Origin of the sequence: Herbaspirillum lusitanum P6-12 (assembly GCF_000256565.1) — a bacterium.
Classification (GTDB): Bacteria; Pseudomonadota; Gammaproteobacteria; order Burkholderiales; family Burkholderiaceae_D; genus Herbaspirillum; species Herbaspirillum lusitanum.
This window is the reverse complement of sequence record NZ_AJHH01000127.1, coordinates 1-707: the sequence shown is the minus strand read 5'-3', so window position 1 is coordinate 707 and position 707 is coordinate 1. Positions and strand designations below refer to the sequence as shown.

The window sequence follows — 707 nt, the reverse complement described above, 5'->3', positions numbered from 1 at the left end:
GGACCGGTTGAAACCGGAGTGGCGCGACGGCTCCGCTTGCGGCAACGCCCACATCACCGCATCCATCACCATCGGCACCGCTTCGGCCTGTACGCACAGGCACAGACACATGCGACGCGCATGGTCCAGCGGCGACATGCGCATGAAGCAGACGCAATGCCCGCAACTCTGCATCACCACCTCGCGCAGGTGGGTGACCTCTTCCCGCGTTACCGTGATGTGCATCAGGCGTTCGCGCTGCCTGGGCAAGGTCAGCGTCTTACGCGGTCCGGGGCGCGCCGGCTGGTCTGGTTGCGGCTCTGCCGGCGTCGACGGCAGCAAGGAGGGCATGATTTCCGGGAATAGCAATCGCGTCAACGTGGAAGACCGTTTTCTCCAGACCATGGGTGGCATAGCGGACCTGCTTTCGTGGTGTTGATAACGAGATCAGATTAGTCCGGGCGGCGTAAAGAATGCCTAAAAAGAAATGGAGTGCGGATAAACAAAAAGTAAAAATCCGCACGCTGCGCCGCCGCAACCCGACCCGTCCCTCCTCTGACGCGTAGGCAGCCCTCTCGTTTTCATGTAGGACAGCGCCGATTCCGGCGTATAACGTGGCATTCACGCCGCAAGCCGGCTTTTGCGCGGCATATACTCGGAATGACATTGTCGGATCCCCGACCATCGCCTTGCAGGACAGTCATGACTACACAAAAAAATCACGTGAA

At 59.5% G+C, this 707-nt stretch carries 1 protein-coding gene; it reads right to left on the bottom strand.

Features of this window, described 5'->3' with window-relative positions; all coding sequences use genetic code 11:
• Nucleotides 1-330: hypothetical protein (locus tag HLUSI_RS30910; protein WP_162098051.1), on the bottom strand; the 330-nt coding region annotated here is incomplete at its 3' end.
• Nucleotides 331-707 lie beyond the last annotated feature (377 nt).